Source organism: Photobacterium sp. 2_MG-2023, from assembly GCF_030547675.1.
Classification (GTDB): Bacteria; Pseudomonadota; Gammaproteobacteria; order Enterobacterales; family Vibrionaceae; genus Photobacterium; species Photobacterium arenosum.
The window spans coordinates 35443-54709 of the sequence record NZ_JAUOQQ010000029.1 but is presented as its reverse complement, the minus strand read 5'-3'; the positions used below and the strand labels follow the sequence as shown (position 1 = coordinate 54709).

Annotated in this window: 6 protein-coding genes; all 6 read left to right on the top strand. The window is 50.4% G+C overall.

Annotation, left to right across the window (positions count from 1 at the left end):
- Positions 1-342: 342 nt before the first annotated feature.
- Positions 343-1524 carry a maltose/maltodextrin ABC transporter substrate-binding protein MalE gene (malE, locus tag Q4491_RS18930; RefSeq protein WP_303459864.1) on the top strand — a complete coding sequence of 394 codons (1182 nt, stop codon included), beginning with the start codon at positions 343-345 and terminating at the stop codon, positions 1522-1524.
- A 106-nt stretch (positions 1525-1630) separates the two neighbouring features.
- Positions 1631-3172 carry a maltose ABC transporter permease MalF gene (gene malF, locus Q4491_RS18925; protein ID WP_303459902.1) on the top strand — a complete coding sequence of 514 codons (1542 nt, stop codon included), beginning with the start codon at positions 1631-1633 and terminating at the stop codon, positions 3170-3172.
- Positions 3173-3183: 11 nt separating this feature from the next.
- Positions 3184-4074 carry a maltose ABC transporter permease MalG gene (gene malG / locus Q4491_RS18920; RefSeq protein WP_192013548.1) on the top strand — a complete coding sequence of 297 codons (891 nt, stop codon included), beginning with the start codon at positions 3184-3186 and terminating at the stop codon, positions 4072-4074.
- Positions 4075-4539: 465 nt separating this feature from the next.
- Positions 4540-15789, top strand: a complete 11250-nt coding sequence (locus Q4491_RS18915; RefSeq protein WP_303459861.1) for an RTX toxin — start codon at positions 4540-4542, stop codon at positions 15787-15789.
- Between the two features lie 8 nt (positions 15790-15797).
- On the top strand, positions 15798-17945 hold the full coding sequence (locus Q4491_RS18910) for a type I secretion system permease/ATPase (RefSeq protein ID WP_303459899.1): 2148 nt from the start codon (positions 15798-15800) through the stop codon (positions 17943-17945).
- Positions 17938-19257 carry an HlyD family type I secretion periplasmic adaptor subunit gene (locus Q4491_RS18905; protein ID WP_303459858.1) on the top strand — a complete coding sequence of 440 codons (1320 nt, stop codon included), beginning with the start codon at positions 17938-17940 and terminating at the stop codon, positions 19255-19257. The genes Q4491_RS18910 and Q4491_RS18905 overlap by 8 nt, the downstream gene beginning before the upstream one ends.
- The last annotated feature ends 10 nt before the right edge of the window (positions 19258-19267 follow it).

Below are 19267 nucleotides of genomic sequence, written 5' to 3'. Positions count from 1 at the left end.
TGAGGTTGATGTCATTGTGCGGAAAACACCTTAATACAACATCCTCCCTGCACTATTCTTCTCAGGGGGATGAGTGGGGGAGGAGTATTCAGATCACATTTTCTCAGACGTCGTGCTGCCTGTTGAAATCATTGCAAGTAGTATGTGCTCTCTGTCACGAATGGTCGTTGTTTTTTGAACTTGGTCACCTCCGTAAATGATAAGGATCACGATTTCCACTCTGCGCTATGGGGGGCGTAGCGTCTGGGATGATGCTTCATAGGGATGACTGATAGATGATAGAGGCTGGAAAATGTGTTGCCGATTGAAAACGCAACGATAACCATCTGGAAGGATATAACAATGAAGAAAGTCCTCAGTACTGTCGCACTCTGTACCCTTGCCGCACTCAGTTCTGTTTCAGCGCATGCTGCTATTGAAGAAGGTCAGATCACTATCTGGATTAATGGTGATAAAGGCTATACTGGCCTGGCCGAAGTGGGCAAAAAGTTTGAAGCTGACACGGGCATCAAAGTCACGGTTGAACATCCTGATAAGTTGGAGGAGAAATTCCCTCAGCTGGCATCAACCGGTGATGGTCCGGATATCGTACTCTGGGCACACGACCGTTTTGGTGGCTACGCTCAGGCAGGCCTGCTGACAGAAGTGAAACCTTCTGATGCGTATCGTAGCAAGTTTGCTGATTTTACCTGGGATGCCGTGTCGTACAACGGTAAATACGTAGGTTATCCGGTTGCGGTAGAAGCATTATCATTGATTTATAACAAAGATTTACTGCCTGAGCCGCCGAAGAACTGGGAAGACGTGGTTGCTCTGGATACTGAGCTGAAAAAGCAAGGTAAACGCGCCATTATGTGGAACCTGCAAGAACCCTTCTTTACCTGGCCACTGCTTGCAGCTGACGGCGGTTATGCCTTTAAATTCACCGCTTCCGGCTATGACGCGAAAGATGTTGGCGTAAACAACGAGGGCGCAAAGCGTTCCATGAGCTTTGTGAAGAGCCTGGTTGATAAAGGTGTGATTGCCCCTGACGTCGATTATGCCATCGCTGAGGCTGGTTTTAACAAAGGTGATGTGGCTATGACAATCAATGGCCCCTGGTCTTGGGCGAACATTGATAAAGCGGGCATTAATTATGGCGTGGCAATGCTGCCTAAGTTGAATGGCAATCCGTCCAAGCCATTTGTTGGCGTACTGACTGCAGGTATCAGCTCTGCTTCTCCAAACAAAGATCTGGCCGTTGAGTTTATTGAGAACTATCTGCTGACTAACGATGGTCTGCGGACTGTAAACAATGACACCCCGCTGGGTGCGGTTGCGTTGAATTCGTTTCAGGAAGAGCTGAGCTCGGATGCCCGTATTTCTGCGACGATGGGGAATGCGATGAACGGTGAAGTCATGCCGAATATTCCTCAGATGTCTTCTTTCTGGTATGCAGAGAAAGCAGCAATTAACAATGTGGTTAATGGGCGTCAGTCTGTGGAAGACGCATTAAATACTGTTGCTGATCGAATGACCAAGTAAACTTACCTATCGGAGCAAGCACCTGCTTGCTCCTTCCTCAGACGTACTGCGAGGAACGCTGATGCAGTCTCATCATGTTGCCGAACTGGCCCTTGACGCTACCGATATGACAATGAACTCAAAAAACAAACCTGCCCTGCGAACCTGGCTCAAGTGGGCCGCGCTGGGCGGAGTGAGCGCCATTAACGGTTATGCCACCATACTTATGTATGCACGTGCTGAATATGCGTTTGCATTACTGACCCTTATTCTGACAGCTCTGGGCGTTTATGTGTTTGCCCGCAAGAGTACCTATGCGCATCGTTATATTTATCCGGGTGTCGCCGGGATGATTCTGTTTATCATCTTTCCTCTCGTGTATACCGTTGGCCTCTCCTTCACAAACTACAGCGGGAGCAACCAGCTTAGCTTTCAGCGCGCCCAGTCAGTGTTAATGGAACAGTCCTTTCAGACAGGTGAAAGCTATAGCTTTTCTCTGTATGGCGAGGAGGGGCGCTATCAGTTAGCACTCAATACTCAGGATGGCTGGTATCTGAGTGAACCCATTGACCTGAAGGCATTGCCTGAATCGTTAAGCTTGTCTCTGTCCCAACAGCCGTCGACAGATGCGGCGCCACTAAAAACAGTGATTCAGAACCGTCAGCAGTTGAGCGCTCTGGTCGTCAGCTTGCCAAACGGCGAAAAACTGACAATGTCAGGCTTGCGTAAGTTTGCCGCCAGCCAGTCGCTTTTTGCACTGCAGAATGATGGTGAAACGCTGATCAATCAACAGACCAAGCAAGTGTACAAACCCAATTGGGAAACGGGTTATTATCAGGAAGTCAACGAGGCAGGGCAGTTTATCGGCGAGTCGATGTCGCCGGGCTTTATCGTCAACAGCGGCTGGGACAACTTCACCCGGATATTTACCGATCCTGGTATTCAGGGGCCATTTGTCAGTATTTTTATCTGGACCATAGTGTTCTCGGCCCTGACTGTTGTGTTCACTTTGGCGGTTGGTGTCGTACTGGCACAGGTGGTGTCCTGGGAGGCATTGAAAGGACGTGGCCTTTACCGCGTGCTGCTCATTTTGCCTTATGCCGTACCTGCCTTTATTTCGATTCTTATATTCAAGGGCCTGTTTAATCAGAGTTTTGGCGAAATTAATCAGGTATTGCAAGGTCTGTTTGGCTTGAGTCCATCATGGTTCACCGATCCGTTTCTGGCCAAAACCATGATTCTGATTGTGAACACCTGGCTGGGATACCCTTATATGATGATTCTGGCAATGGGCCTGCTGAAAGCCATTCCTGGTGATTTGTATGAAGCTTCCGCCATGGATGGGGCTGGCCCGTTGGATAACTTCTTCCGCATTACGCTGCCCATGCTGGTGAAACCGATGGTGCCACTCTTGATTGCCAGTTTTGCCTTTAACTTTAATAACTTTGTATTGATTCAACTGCTGACAAACGGCGCGCCGGATATGCTGGGTACCAGCGTACCTGCCGGTCATACGGATCTTCTGGTGAGTTATACCTATCGCATTGCTTTTGAAGGTGCGGGCGGACAGGATTTTGGTTTGGCTGGTGCGATTGCCACATTGATATTCTTGCTGGTAGGCGGATTGTCGTTACTGAATATGAAATTCACAAAACTGGATGCTGAGTAAGGGGAAGACTCATGGCGATGGTACAACCAAAATCATTGAAATATCGCGTTTGGGCGACGCATATAGCAATGTGGTGCTTTCTGGCGCTGATCATGCTGCCACTGTTGATGGTAGTCGCTATTTCCTTCCGTGAAGGGAATTATGCCTCTGGTGAACTTATCCCAAGTGATCCGTCGCTGGAACACTGGAAACTGGCGTTAGGGATTGCTGTCGAACATGCCGATGGCAGTAAAACAATGCCGCCGTTTCCGGTACTGACCTGGCTTTGGAATTCTGTGAAAGTTGCCGGGCTCACTGCCATCGGAATTGTGGCATTGTCCACAACTTGCGCTTACGCTTTTGCCAGAATGCGCTTTGCCGGTAAAAGCCAAATTCTGCGTGCTATGCTGATATTACAGATGTTTCCGCCAGTTTTGGCATTGGTAGCATTGTATGCATTGTTCGACCGCCTGGGCGCCTATGTTCCGTTTCTTGGCATGAATACTCACGGTGGTGTGATCTTTGCTTACATGGGAGGTATTGCTCTGCACGTGTGGACAATAAAAGGGTACTTTGAATCCATCGACAACTCACTGGAAGAAGCAGCAGCGTTAGATGGGGCAAGCCCATGGCAGGCATTCAGGCTGGTTTTGCTACCGTTATCTGTACCTATCCTGTCTGTAGTGTTTATTCTTTCGTTTATTGCCGCTGTAACCGAAGTTCCTGTTGCATCCTTGTTATTACGTGATGTAAATTCCTACACGTTAGCTGTTGGAATGCAGCAATATTTGTATCCGCAAAATTATCTATGGGGTGACTTCGCAGCCGCTGCTGTGTTGTCCGCATTACCGATTACTCTGGTATTTTTGCTGGCTCAGAAATTTCTTGTCGGTGGTCTGACTGCCGGAGGGGTAAAAGGATAATTATAAACAGGCCTGCTTTCACTTAGGTGCAGGCCACTCCCGAGATGAATACTTAGCTTTGGTTTGGCCGCCGATCTGTTAAGTCACTTCTCTCACATTATTGGCGTTGCTGCATAGCTGGACCTTCTCTCTGTTTTTATACAGACAGTGGTTTGATTGGTAACCATAGCCCGGTGTTTTCACCGGGCTTTTTATTATTGGAGCAATCAATACCATTACATTTCGAAGGGAGCTTCTGACGTTCGCTCATAGCCATTCCCAATAATCCCGCCCACTTTTTTCTCTTTAAACGCCACCTGAAGAATGTGTCTTTTATTCATACAGTGAATCCTGGATATTGAACTTTTTTGCTTGCAATAAATTTACTTGTGTTTGTGAACAAAAATATTAATCTGATATGCGACTCGTTTTATTGTGAATGAGTTGGTACGGGTTAATCAGTGTTTGACGTGCAGGGAGCAGGCAATGGATCCAATATTTTATATTGAGATTGAGGGTGTCATCTGGAAAGTGATGCCAGACGGAAGCTGGCAAAGACTGGCTCCGGATGAGCACATGGATCCAGCCATCACGCTGGTAGAAGATACCGCTCAGCTTGAGCAAGCCGTACAAGTTGGCGAGCAAGACTCCTCATCGTCGGTTCCGGCAGCTTCTGACATTGATACCCCTGCATCAACAACATCGACCTCTTCAGACGATAGCCAGGATCTCTCCAGCGACAGCGCAGGCTTTGTTACTTATATCTCGCCAGATTTACCTGAAGTGTTGCCGGAAGCTGGCTTCAACACCCAGCCGACTTCGTACCGGGCTGAAACGAATTCTCCGGCTGACGGTGTACTCAATCTGCTTAGTACAGAAGCCAGACTGACGGTACAGATTGATGACGGTGGTGATGGCTATGAAAATCGGTTTGAAGTACCTTCGGTAACGATCAGCGGTGATGCTTTTGAAATCCGGGACGGCTGGACCATTTCCGTGACTGTCACTGATGTAAACGGACAAACAGTGTCGCTGACAGCAAAAGTCAGGGATGAAAGGTACGAGATTGATAATGTTGATTTGAGCGGCCTTGCCGAAGGGCCACTGAACGTTTATGCCATTGCTACAGACGTACTGGATAATAGCGTTGATGCGACGGATGCCACCATTAAGGACACACTGGCCGAGCTCAGCGTGGACATAGACGGCAACGGCGATAACTATCTCAATCTGTCCGAAATCAGTCAGGATCAAACCAAAGTCACACTACAGCTGACTCATGTCGAAGATGGGCAGGCCGTAAAAGTCATCATTTCTGATTCTTCGGGTAACACTCTGGATTATGACGGTATCGTTTCAGGTGGCCAGGTTGTACTGGAGCAACTGGATCTGTCATCGCTGTCTGATGGCCAGTTAACCGTTAGTGCTGTCACCAAAGATGTGGCGGGCAACCCGGCCTCTGGCACAGACACCATCATCAAAGATACTCAAGCTGCTATCACTGTGGGTGTATTTGGTAATGGTGATGATTACCTCAATAAAGAAGAGTCTCTGTCAAGCTGGGCTGGCGGAACCGTTACTCATGTAGAAAACGGGCAGTCTGTCTATGTCACTGTGACGGATTCAGCCGGTACAAGCATTCAGGTTGAAACCCAAGTCATCAACGGCAAGTGGCTCGCAACTGGTGATATCTCGTCGTTGGCGGACGGTGAGGTAACAGTAACGGCAGAAACCACGGATATTGCAGGTAATCCAGCGATCAGTACGGACACCATCATCAAAGATACTCAGGCCGCCGTCACAGTGGATATCGACGGGCAGGGCGATAATTTCCTCAATCAGTTTGAAGCTCCCGTCAGCGATATCACAGGCACAGTCGATAATGTCGAAGACGGCCAGACGGTGTTCGTCACCATTACAGACATCAATGGCGATACAGTGACCGCTCAAAGCACGGTATCCGGCGGAGCCTGGAGCCTGCCGGATCTGGATCTCAGCGGCTTGTCAGACGGGGAACTGAGGGTACAGGCGGACACCACAGACATCGCGGGCAACCCGGCCACCAACACAGACACCATCATCAAAGATACCCAGGCGGCGATCTCAGTCGGGGTGTTCGGTAATGGTGATAACGTTATCAACCAGACTGAATCAGTCTCCAGCTGGGCCGGTGGTACTGTAACCAATGTTGAAGACGGCCAGACAGTGACGGTATCGGCCACTGATATCAACGGGCTGACTGTTCAGACGCAGACGACTGTGGTGGACGGCAAGTGGGTGGTGAACGGCGATGTGTCGTCACTGGCGGACGGTGAGTTGACCATTAAAGTCGAGACCGTCGATGTGGCGGGTAACCCGGCTTCCAGCATCACAAGTATTGTGAAAGATACGCAGGCGGCCATCACGGTAGATATTGACGGCAAAGGCGATAACTATCTCAACAAAGCCGAAGTTCCTGTCTCTGATATCACAGGGACAGTCAATCACGTTGAAGACGGCCAGAGCGTCACTGTCACCATCACAGACATTCATGGTGCGACTGTGACAACAGAAGCCACTGTTTCCGCAGGCGTCTGGTCTGTCGACGATCTGGATCTCAGCAGCCTGGCAGACGGCGAGCTGACGGTTCTGGCGGAAACCACAGACGTAGCAGGCAACCCGGCCTCAAACACAGATACCATCCTCAAAGACACGCAGGCGGGCCTCACAGTTACCATAGACGGCAAAGGGGATGGCTTCCTCAATGCGGCTGAAGCCCCTGTCAGTGATCTTTCCGGTACGGTCGACAACGTAGAAGACGGTCAGATTGTGTCTGTCACTGTGACTGATGTTAACGGTGACACTGTCACTAAAGACACCACAGTCTCGGGTGGTGTCTGGTCTGTTGACGATCTGGATCTCAGCAGCCTGGCGGACGGCGAGCTGACGGTCCTGGCAGAAACCACGGATATCGCAGGTAACCCGGCCGCGAATACCGATACTATCGTCAAAGATACACAGGCGGCCATTTCGGTTGAGATAGTAAGCCATGGTGATAACTATCTGAATAAGCAAGAGTCCGAGTCGAGCTGGGCTGGCGGTACGGTGTCCAATGTGGAAGACGGCCAGACTGTGCACATTACCGTCACGGATTCGTCAGGGAAGGTGGTGGAGCTGGAAACGACTGTCGTTGATGGCAAATGGACCATCAACGGCGATATCTCGTCACTGGCCGAAGGGGAACTGACAGTCAAAGCCGACACCACGGACCTGGCAGGCAACCCGGCCACATCAGCAGCCTCGGTGATAAAAGACACACTGGCCGCCGTCACAGTGGATATCGACGGGCAGGGCGATAATTTCCTCAATCAGTTTGAAGCTCCCGTCAGCGATATCACAGGCACAGTCGATAATGTCGAAGACGGCCAGACGGTGTTCGTCACCATTACAGACATCAATGGCGATACAGTGACCGCTCAAAGCACGGTATCCGGCGGAGCCTGGAGCCTGCCGGATCTGGATCTCAGCGGCTTGTCAGACGGCGAACTGAGGGTACAGGCGGACACCACAGACATCGCGGGCAACCCGGCCACCAACACAGACACCATCATCAAAGATACCCAAGCGGCTATTACGGTTAATGTAGACAGTGGTTCTGATGGTTTTCTGAATCCGTCAGAACTGCCAGCCACGCGTTTGTCAGGCGCTGCAACTCATGTTGAAGATGGTCAGACGGTGACCATAGTCGTTACCGATAGTAATAATGTGTCGCAAAGCTTCACCGCCATTGTTAACCAGGGCATCTGGGAAACCACGCAAGATTTGTCAGCGCTGGCTGACGGCCCGCTGAGTGTCACGGTAGCCACCAGCGATCTAGCCGGTAACCCGGCCACTGCGACAGATAACACAGTGGTTATTGATACTCAGGTGACTATAGACATAGACACGCTTGACGGTCTGGGTATTTACAACTTCAAGGGCGGCAACCTGACCTCACTACAAGGGACGACTACAGGGGCCGAAGAAGGCCAGACCGTCACAGTGACTGTCTCTGATGGGGCGAACAGTGTGTTGCTTACCGGTCAGGTCGCGGCTGATGGCAGATGGCTGGTTGAAAATATAGATATCAGCTCGCTGAACGCACAGGCAACCTGGACGATGGATGCCAGCGTGACCGATCTGGCTGGCAACCAGGCAATCGATGATATGCCGACACTGGTGCTGCCTGGCAGTGTCGTGCTGGAAGAATCTGAATTAGGTCCAAATGGTGATGGCACATCCGAAGCGGTGTCAGAGATTAATATTCAATTTGCTGAGTTCAGTATTCATGCGGATCAACCCTACCTCAATGCGCTGACGTCAAATGGCTTGTCAGCCAGTGCAGAATTGTCTGCTGATGGTCAGAGCCTGAACGTCATTCGCAGCGATGGCAAATTGATACTAAGTGCCGTGATTAACGGAGCAGGCGATGGGATAACCGTTACTTTGTATGCGCCCATCGATCAGGGGATTGGTACCGACACCACCCAAACGGCCATCATGATAGAAGGCACACAGCATGATGCGGACGGCACCACAGAAACCGTGCTCGCACCTGTTGTCACCTATATTCTCGATTCAGAGCCTGTTGCGACGGATGACTCTTTTGATGTTGTTGAAGCCTCGCTGAGTTCAGGCAATATCCTTGATAATGACTATGATCTGGATAAAGGGCTGGTGGTGCGTTTCATCCGTCACGATTTTGATGGCGATAACGTGATGCAGGATGCAGCAATTCCTGTTGGTGGAAGTGCTGTATTTACGACCGCACAGGGTGTGCTGACGATATTCAGTGATGGTCGGTGGACATTAGAGGCAGATCGTAACCTGGATAACAGTCAGGAACAGGCTGTGCGGTTTTCTTATCTGGCCGGTGACAGCGATATAGATTACGACATTGCAGATGTCGTCATCAATGTCCATGACGGCGCTGCAGGATCGATAAGCGATGATGCCGCGACGGCCACTGAAGGCAAAGTGTCAGACAGCCCCCAGTCTTTTGACGGCAGCATTCAGTTTATTGCCGGTTCTGATGATCCCGCTACAGCGACGTTTGCTTTCGACCCGGCGACGTTAGCATCATTAAATGCGCTTCAATTGACGACTGGTACAGGTAATCAACTTGTCCAGTTTACCTTAAGCAACGATGGCCGGGTGATCACCGGGACCACGGCTGAGGGCGAGATCGTACTCAGTATGACAATGTCAGGCAAAGTGGTTGGCAGTGATATTGAAGGCAATATTCAGCTGACGCTGGCACGGCCGATTAATCATACGTCGTCGAATGATGCCATCAGTCTGCCGGTGATCATTCTCGGTGAAGACTCGGACGGCACGACGATTCCTGCCGGTGAATTTGTCTGGACGTTAAAAGATGGTGCTGATCCTCAGCTGACCTCTGTGTCAGGTGTCAACCTCAATGAAGATGATCTGGAATCCGGGGATGTTACCGGGCAGGGCAGTTTCAATCTCACTGTCGGCAGTGATGCCATTCAGAGCCTGGCATTTAATCTTGCTGATCAACCGGAATTAAGCAGCGGTGGAGAGCCGATTACCTACACGCTTTCAGCCGATGGCAGTCTGTTGACAGCCTGGGCCGGTGGTGAAGAAGTCTTTACTGTTCAATTGGGAAGCTATCAGCCGGAAGCTGACGCCACAGTGACTTATGACTTTACGCTGAAAAAAGCCATCGATCAGCTCAACGGAGATACTGCGCTGCCTCTTGTCGTGACGACGATTGACGATGACGGTGACAGTTCAACATTAACCCTTCCCATTAATGTTAATGACAGCCAGTCCGGTGGCATTACTTCCGGGGCCATATCAGTTACAGAATTACCTAAGGTTGAAGCGGCACTTGATGCAGACGCGACAGTCTCGCTCACTGTCACTGCGAACAAAGATCCGATTATCAAAATTGGCCTTCAGCTGAGCAATGGCGATCCTGTACTGGACAGTAACGGCCAGCCCGTCACCCATTATCATGAAGCCCTGATCTGGCGCGACAACGGCGATGGCAGTTACGATGCCGTTCTGCCAAATGGCCAAAGCGTGTTTACGGTTTCCTTGCCTGAAACAATCTCTGTTGCTTCAGGTACAGTGGCCAATGTTGATCTTAACTTCACTCTGCATCAGCCTGTCGACCACGGCAACTCTGGCCTGGAAGATACTCAGCTTGAGCTGAATTTACCTGTGGTAGTCACAGACAGTGATGGAACAGAGCAGCAAGCAGACACGACAGTGACCGTGTTTGACGGCAAAGATCCGGTGTTGTCTGTGGCAGGCTCCATCTCTGTGGATGAAGATGGGTTGCTGGGTGATGGCACAGAAGATGGCGTTTCTTCAACAACCCCTGTGATATCAGTCGCTAAAGGCAGTGACGACATCGCTGAAATTGTACCGGATGTGGATGCATTTAATGCCTTGGGCTATCAGAGTGGCGGCGAGGCTGTGTTACTGAGTGATAAAGATGCCAATGGCTGGTATATCGCTAAAACTCAGACATCGGGTGACGAGGTATTCAGGCTCAAACTCAACACCGATGGCACAACGGAGTTTGTGTTGGTTTCTTCACTGGATCACCCGACGGGTAACGGTGAAAACAACCTGCCGCTCAACTTTAACGTCCATGCCGTTGATATGGATGGCGACACGTCAGCCAGCGTGACGCTTACCGTGAATGTGCAGGATGCTGTGCCGGAAAGCACCGACAGTACGCTGGAACTGGTTGAGGGGGAAATCTTTTCGACCAATCTGCTTAGCGATGTTCGTATGGGCGCGGATGGCGGAGAGCTGAACCGTTTTATCTATAACGGTGTTGAATATAACTTCGAGACCGCGGGTGTGGATTATTTCGATGTCGATTTGGTCAACACTGAGAATAATGAAACCTATGGCTCATTTCGTTTGTACAAAGATGGCCGGCTGGATCTGACCACAAAGGGCTCGGTGCAGACAGATCCAACTGTAATTGATGATCTGACTTATGTGGTTCGTGATAATGACGGCGATGAAGCAACCAATACCGCAAACCTGATCCTTGGCGATAATGCCGGCAGTATAAGAACATTGAATACTGAAACGCTGGAAGATACCCAGACTGGCTCTCTGCATATCTTCGTAACCCCAGGTGATAACGATCAGGGCGAGCGGGTAGCATCAATTCAAATCAGTGAGGCGTCGTTACAGGGTGGCACCTTGTATCTCAATGGTCAGGCACTAACGGCAGAAAATGGTTATGTCACATTGACGGGCGACCAACTGAGCAGCCTTCCCGGCGAAGTGACTGTGTTTCCTAATGGTAGCCTGACGTATATCCCACCACAGAATCAGTCGAATACGACAACGACAATCTCGCTTGATGTCAGTGCTGTGATAAGCACAACGAATGGGGATAAGTTGATCGATGGCACCCTTGATGTTTCCGTTTTACCTGTCGCGGATGCCCCGGAATGGGCGGAGTCCACTTTTGCCTATGACCTGGTAGAAGATGACCCCAATGTAGTCAATGTAGACATCACAGCCAATCTGGTGGATCAGGACGGCTCAGAAAATCTGAGCTACAAACTGAGTGGCATTCCTGACGGCATTACCCTGATGCTTAACGGCAGTGTGGTTCAGGAAGGGAAAGCCTACACACAGGCGCAGTTGTCACAAATGACAATACGTACCGACGCCAACCTGGCAGGTGTTTTCACCTTCACCGTTATTGCCATTGCGACTGAGAGCGGCAATGTGTTTGCTGACAGCAGTGATAAAACAGCACAGATTACTCATGAAGTCACGGTCAATGTCAGTCCGGATGCCGATGTCCCTAAATTATCTGTTCAGGATTATAAAGGGCTTGAAGATCAGGCTATTAACCTGAATAACATTATTACGGGTCAGTTAACAGATAAAGACGGCTCAGAAACACTCTCTTACCGCATTGAAGTGCAGGACGGCTGGTTGATCGAAGGTGGTACGGCGCAGGAAATATCGCCGGGTGTCTATATGGTATCCGCGGATGAAGTGGCGGCAGGGCAGATAAGATTAATTCCGAAGCAGGATATCAGCTCTGTGACGGAATCGCTGTCCATCAAAGTGACGGCAATTGCCACTGAGTCCTCGGCGGATGGGCTGGATCCGATTAATCAGACGGCAGAGAGCGATACCCAAACCATTACGATTGAACTCAAAGGTGTGGTGGATACCCCGGATGTAACAGATGGCGGGCAGGGACATTGGCAGTTTGATACTGGCACACAGGTGATCTCGGGCACCCAGTCGTTTGCCGAAGATAGCCTTATTCCTCTCGATTTCATTATCAGTACGTCGGACGATGATCAGTCTGAAGTGCTGAATTTGCTGTTAACCAATCTGCCTGATGGTTTTACCCTGGTTGACAGTGCGGGTAATCCCGTTGTGTTGCCAATTGCCAATGTCGACCCTGACACCGGTATCCAGTACCAGATATTCAGTGAACAATTACAGAATACCTACCTCAAGGCGCCGCAGGATTTCAGCGGTGATATCCACCTGGATATTTTGGTGGTTTCAACAGAACCGGATGGCGACTCTGACACGTTCAATCTGGGGGTTGATATTAGCGTTTCTCCTGTGGTCGATGAACAGGATGGCACAATATTCACCGCTGACGGTATAGAGGACAGAGCCGCCAGTTTTGCCGTTTTGCCTGTTCCCGGCCAGGATGCGGATGGCAGTGAAACACTGACGGGATACAAGATTGATTCCCTTCCTGATCAGCTGACGCTCTTTTTTGATGGTGTTGAAATTCAGGTACCGGAAGGCGGGCTGGATATCAGCACGCTTGACCCGGACGCGACCCTGGCCGAACTGATCCAAAGCGGCCGGATGACTGTTCGTGCTTCGGAAGATTTGAGTGGTACCTTTACGCTACCGGTGTCTTATCAGGTCACGGACACCTCACCTGATAATGCCTCAGATACAGACGTCAAATGGATTCAGGCACAAGTGGATGTACAGTTTCATGGTCGGGTTGAGTTGGATACGCATCTGGAATCAACGACAGAAGTGCTTGAAAGCACAGATGGCGGGCCAATAGATTTGTCAGATTCGGTCTGGTTTGTCGATGCGGATCTGGATGGTTCCGAATACCTGGATTATATCCTGATCAAGATGCCTCCCGGTTATAACTTTATTGTTGAGCATCCCAACGGGGCGACACAGGATGCCGAGGGGAACTGGGTGATCCCCGCCACAGGGCTGACCAGCGACTCCGTCAGGGAGCAGGCAGCTATGCTGCTCCAGCAGGCCACAATATCCAGTGCCTCAGATACAGACGTGGTCGAAATCATTGTCAGTGCCCGTGTCATTGACGATCAAGATGCGCGATTTATTGATACCTCATTGAATATACAAATAACGGGTCATTCAGGCGGCGGCACCTGCGATCCTGTCGGGCCACCGGACGATATTCGGGATAACAACGAGCCGGTTCATACCAAAGAAGGTGAACCGATTGATCTTTCCGGTTTACTCAATCCTGATGTTGCCAGCGATCCGGATAATGAGCTCTCCTTCTTCATTGATGCCTCAAGCTTACCTGAAGGCGTGACAATTCAGGGGCAGGGAGTGATCACTGAATACGATAACCAAGGCAATGTGATGGGTTACAGCATTCCGCCGGAAGGTTTATCAACGCTGCAGGTGGTGGGACTGGATGAAGACTGGGCGGGCAATCTGGTTCTGAATGTTGCAGTGATCGAAACCTCGGGCTGTAACGGTGACAGTGTCACGACCAATCAACAGGTCAACATAGTTGTTGAGCCGGTTGTCGATGATATTACGCTTACCGCAGATGCCACCAGCATCCAGGAAGATGTCGCAACGGATATCAATCTGGCCCTTATCCTGGGAGACAGTATTGAAACAGGCCAGAGCATAGAGGGAGAAGGGATCCCCGCTGAAGGGAAGGAAACGGTCAATACACTGACACTGACCCTGCCCGCTGACTGTGAACTGGTTGCCGATGATCCGGGACTGTTAGCTTATCAGGGCAATGGCGTATGGGTGATCAGTGATCCAGCCCGGCTTGATGAAATCACCTTAGTTCCGCCTGCTCATTTCAGTGGTGACATCACGATAACCGCGACCGCGAACATCACAGACGAAGCAACGGGCGTGGCTGTCACAGATACCGCAGACAAGTCTGTCACGATCACGATTAACGTTGCCCCCGTTACCGACTTGGCCCAACTGACGGCAGAGGATGTTGTTGGTGACGAAGACAGCTATATCGCGCTGTCTAATATCAGTGCATCTCTCATTGATACCGATGGTTCCGAGACCTTGTCCCTGTCAATTAAGGGCGTGCCTGATGGCGCGGTACTGGTGCTGAAACAGGGCGAAGAGTACGTGCTATTACCAAACAATGGCTATGACGGAGGCACATTTAACGGCACACCGACAATGGCCTGGCAGGTGCAGCCTGATCAGTTGGCGAATATCTATATCTTACCGCAGCAGGATTTCAGTGGTGATTTACCACTGTCGCTGGAGGCGATGACCCAAGAGACCGGCACCACAGATGTGAAATTTACCACTGAAGATTTTACCGTTGGCGTCAATCCGGTTGGTGATCATGCCCAGTTCTTTGGTGTGCCCGATACCCTGTCAGGTAGCGAAGGCGATCCGATTACTGTCCCGGTTAATATAACCAGCACTGAAACCAACAGTGATGAGTTCATTTCGTTGACAGTCACTGTAAATGCGGACTCTGATCCAACCGCCCTGATTGGGCTTGATCGCATCAAAGTCGGCGATCTTTTCGCTCGCTTCACTGTTAATGCCGATGGCAGTATGCAAGCGACTTTGATTGTCCAGGCCAATCAGATAGACAGCTTTGAGCTTTATGCCGGTGACGCATTTGGTGATCTGAACATCACTTTGACGGCCTCGACGGTTGATAACAATCAGGTGCTGGGCAATCCGGTAACAGATGTCGGCCCCGAGACCGCAGAAGACATGGTGATCTCGATAACGCCGGTTGTTGACGAGCCGGTTTTAACTGTCGAGTACCCCAGTATTATTGCTGAAGCCGATGGCCAGATACCGCTTGGATTGTCTTTGTCGCTGATTAATCCCGCCGTCAATGAGAAAGGAACACTGACCATTTCCGGATTACCGGACAACCTGACGTTATCGGCTGGCACCAGGCAGGGCAGCGACTGGATTATTGATCAGAGCGATGTGGCCGGATTGAGTATTTCCGGTGGCTACAGCGGCGGCAGCGATTTTGAGCTGTCGATAACCCCTTCAGCAACTCTGGGTGGCGATACCGCAAACAGTATGCCGCAGAGCATTCAGGTCAGCCTGGTTGCCCCCGGCGATAACACTTTGACCGCAACCAGTGAAGCTGATCGTTTTGTTATGGATGGCGGTACAGCCGGTATTCCCTCAACCGACACTGTCATTAACTTTGATTATTCTGCCGACAGCGATGCCATTGATTTAAGTGGCATATTGGCTGGTCTGAACATCACCGACGGCGTGGCGGCAGATACTGTCATTGATTTCACGCAAAGCGCATCGGGTATCGAAATTCAGGTAAAACCGGATGAAAGCCAGATAGAGCAAATCATAGTGCTGGATAACGTCTCCCGTGATGATCTGTATGGTGGTAATGCATCGGGTGTGTCTGAAGCAGAATTGCTCCAGAAAATGATTGATGATCAAAACTTAATCGTAAATAGCTGAGCATGAAAATGTCTGAAAAACCGGGTAAAGATGAGTGGCTGGAAACGATCATCTGGTTCTGCTGTCATTACGGCCTTCGTTGTCACCCCCTGAAAGTGACAGCGGGCCTGCCATTGGAGCAAGGCCAGCTGACGGCTGAGCTGTTTATACGGGCGGCCGCACAGGTGCAACTGGAAAGTGGTGCGATAGACAAACGCCAATTAGGGCAAGCGACCTTGCCTGCTGTTGCTGTTTCGTTAACGGGCCAGCCAATGATTCTGGTTGCGAAAGAGCAAGGGCAGTACAGGGTGCACTTGCCGGGGCAAAGTATTGAAGATCAGTTATGGTCAGACACTCAGCTGTTGCAAACGATTCAGCCGGAAATCTGGCAGGTATCTGCAGTGCCGCAAAGCGACAGTCGGGTAGACGATGTCAAGCCAGCCAGACAGATGCATTGGTTTCGTGCCGTTATCAGGGAAGTGCGGCCCTGGTACAGGGATATGTTTGTGGCATCGATTGTCATCAATTTGCTTGCTCTGGTCATGCCGCTGTTCACTATGAATGTGTATGACAGGGTTGTTCCCAATCAGGCATTTAACACACTCTGGGTGCTGTCTGTTGGTGTGCTGGTGGTGATTGTTTTTGACTGGTTGCTGCGTAGCGCCCGAAGCTCAGTTACAGATATGGCCAGCCGGTATCTGGATAACAAATTGTCGGCGCAGTTGTTTCAGCGAGTCCTGGGTATGCAGCTGGAGCACAGGCCACAGTCGGTGGGTGCGTTTACCCGCCAGTTACAGGAGTTTGACAGCGTAAAAGACTTCTTTACGTCGATCACACTGGTTGCGCTGATCGACCTGCCTTTTACCGCCCTGTTTTTGTTGCTTATTGGCTGGCTGGGCGGGGCGATGATGTTTGTCCCGGTCACAGTCATGCTCGGTTTGCTGTTATTAAGCGCCGTGATGAAAAACAAAATAGCCGACACGTTTACGGAATCGGGCCGTTACTCAACTCAGCGTCAGGCGCAGCTGTTTGACAGCCTGAGTACTCTGACGGAAATCAAACAGAATAATGCCGAGGGGCTGGTACAAAAACGCTGGGAACAGACGGTTGTTGCACTGTCGGAATGGCAGACTCAGTCGAGATATTATTCAAATCTGGTATCGCATTCCATTATGAGCAGTCAGCAACTGGTTACCGTCTTTTTGATTGCACTGGGTGTGTATCAGATTGCGGAAGGTCACCTCAGCATGGGCGGGTTAATTGCCATTGTGATGTTAAGCGGACGAGCGGCAGGATCGGTCAATCAGTTATCTATGCTGCTCCTGCGTTATCAGCAAACCCGTTCAGCCATCGATGGCCTGAATCAGATCATGGCGTTACCACAGGAAGAGACGCCTCATCAGGTGATAGATCGCGGTGAATATAAAGGCAGTTTTGCACTGGATAATGTGAGCTTTCGGTATCCGGATTCAGAGCTGGACGTACTGGAAAATATTACATTCAGTGTAAAAGGCGGCGAGCGGATCGGTATTATTGGTAACGCAGGCTCAGGTAAATCCACACTGATGGCGCTGATCGCCAGGCAACTGCAACCGACGCACGGGCAAATGTATTATGAGCAGTTGGATGCCAATTTGTGGCCACCCAGTGTAGTACGGAATGCTGTCGGCTGGGTCGGGCAAACGCCAGGATTCATCTTTGGTACTGTTTACGAAAACATCACGTTTGGTAATGACGTCATTGATGAAAGCCGTCTGGCGAATGCGATTGAGCTATCCGGATTAAATGCCTACATGCCACGTTTGATACACGGCCTGGAAACCCAGGTAGGTGAAAACGGGCGACATCTTTCTGGCGGTCAGAAGCAGGCTGTGGCTATCGCAAGGGCATTTTATCGTCATCCTTCCCTGTTGCTGATGGATGAACCCACCACAGGTTTGGATAAACAGGCAACCACTCAGCTTTTCCAAAGTATACAAGGCTTGCCGAGGGATACTTCGATTGTCATCTGCTCGCATCAGTCGTCATTTTTGTCGCTCTGTGATCGGATATTGGTACTGGATAAAGGCAAGCTGGTGGCCGATGGTAAGCCTCAGGACATCCTGTCACATCAGGAAGGCAGGCAAACCAGCCGGATTCGTTCGGTCAGCATAGTTAAAGGAGGCCAGCATGAGTAGTCAGATCATGTGGTCTAACAATCGGCAGGCTTACCGCTCCCGTAAGTTGATCTGGTTATGTGTGGCGTTGTGCGCGGCAACCCTGATTTGGGCCAGTTGGGCCAGGCTGGATGAAGTTGTGGTGGGTGAAGGTAAAGTTGTCCCTACCTTGTCGGTACAAAAGATACAAAGCCTCGAAGGCGGAATTATCAGGCAGGTGTTAGTGAATCAGGGCGACCGGGTCAGCAAAGGGCAGCCTTTAATGATACTGGACGATACCCGCTTTCGCGCGGCCTATCAGGAGGCTAGCCAGCAGGTACAGAGCTTGCTGGCGCAGGAGAAACGGCTTAAGGCCGAGCTGCACAGTGTAAAGGTCAATGCCAGGGCGGCAGACTGGCACCACCAGGTTACGATTGACATGCAGCCATTGGCGGTTGACCCGGCGATACCTGCGGAGCTGAATGCCAGAGCCAATTATGCTGAGCGGTTAGAGCAGCTTGCCTCCGAATTGGAACAAGCCAAGTTGCGCATCGATCAACAGGATCAGGCCTACCAGGACACGCAAAATACCATTGAGACACTCAAACGCAGTTTGGAAATCGTCGAAAAAGAGATCTCAATGCTTAGAGATGTCGTAGCAAGCGGTGCTGTGGCTGAAGTCGAACTGCTTAAATTGCGACGCGACTATGTGAAACTGATCGGGGATTTGGCCAGTGCCAACACTTTGGCACAAAAACAGAAAGCAACCTATTCCGAAGCGATTGTCGATTTTCGGGGCATTGCATTTGATTTTCGCTCCAAGGCACAAGGCCAGTTAAACGAAGTTGCAGCCAAACTGGCCCAGTTGAATGAAAGCCAGCAGGCGTTGGCCGATCAACTGAAAAGGACACAAATTTTATCCCCAGTGGAGGGCACAGTAAAAGATGTGCTTATCCGCTCGATTGGCGGCGTTGTTCGTCCGGGTGAACCCATTATGGAATTGGTGCCTTATAACAGTAGTTTGATTGTCGAGACCAAAATTTCGCCTCAGGATATCGCTTTTGTTCATGTGGGTCTCGAAGCAACGGTAAAGTTCTCCGCGTATGACTTTGTTATCTATGGCGGCAAGAAAGGAAAAGTGATCTATGTCAGTGCGGATGCATTGCAAACGGAAGAAGGGGATGCTTATTACCGGGCGCATATTCAGCTTGATGCGAACGAAGAAGTTCAGCCCTTCACCATCATTCCCGGCATGCAGACCGTTGTGGACATACTGACCGGACAGAAAACTGTTTTGAGTTACTGGCTCAAACCTTTGTTAAGAGCGAAAGAAGTTGCTCTGCGTGAACCCTAATAACAACAAG

Excerpts from the sequence above, each read along its gene's own strand:
- Q4491_RS18915 (WP_303459861.1), top strand. The coding sequence starts at position 4,540 with ATGGATCCAATATTTTATATTGAGATTGAGGGTGTCATCTGGAAAGTG.
- Q4491_RS18910 (WP_303459899.1), top strand. The coding sequence starts at position 15,798 with ATGTCTGAAAAACCGGGTAAAGATGAGTGGCTGGAAACGATCATCTGG.
- malE (WP_303459864.1), top strand. The coding sequence starts at position 343 with ATGAAGAAAGTCCTCAGTACTGTCGCACTCTGTACCCTTGCCGCACTC.
- malF (WP_303459902.1), top strand. The coding sequence starts at position 1,631 with ATGACAATGAACTCAAAAAACAAACCTGCCCTGCGAACCTGGCTCAAG.
- malG (WP_192013548.1), top strand. The coding sequence starts at position 3,184 with ATGGCGATGGTACAACCAAAATCATTGAAATATCGCGTTTGGGCGACG.
- Q4491_RS18905 (WP_303459858.1), top strand. The coding sequence starts at position 17,938 with ATGAGTAGTCAGATCATGTGGTCTAACAATCGGCAGGCTTACCGCTCC.